Here is a 474-nt window from a genome sequence, read left to right as displayed (position 1 = left end):
GAGTGAAATTTTAGACGCAAAGATAATCTTAGCAAACACCTACCACATGTATCTGCGCCCTGGCAGCAAGGTCGTGCGTGAGTTTGGTGGACTTCACGGCTTTTCTAAATTTGATCGCTCGTTTTTAACTGATAGCGGCGGATTTCAGGCATTTTCGCTTAGGTCAAACACCAAAAACGACGATGGCGGGATAAAATTTAAGAGCCACATCGACGGCAGCACGCACTACTTCACGCCAAGATCCGTCCTTGACACGCAGTATGAGCTAGGCAGCGACATCATGATGATACTTGATGATCTAGTCGCCTTGCCTGCTGAGCCAAAAAGGATAGATCTAAGCATAAAGCGAACGATAAAATGGGCAAAAGAGGCGATTGATTATCACAAATTTATGCAAAGCAAGGGCATTGGGCTAAACCAAAATATCTTTGGTATCGTTCAAGGCGGCACCGATTATGAGGCACGTAAATTTTG

General features: G+C 44.9%; 1 protein-coding gene. It reads left to right on the top strand.

The window, feature by feature from the left end; genetic code table 11:
- Positions 1 to 474: tRNA-ribosyltransferase family protein (locus tag CYP28_RS00695; protein ID WP_141090880.1), on the top strand; the 474-nt coding region annotated here is incomplete at both ends.

It is taken from the genome of Campylobacter concisus, from assembly GCF_002914195.1.
GTDB lineage: Bacteria > Campylobacterota > Campylobacteria > Campylobacterales > Campylobacteraceae > Campylobacter_A > Campylobacter_A concisus_M.
This window is presented reverse-complemented; position numbering and strand designations above follow the sequence as displayed.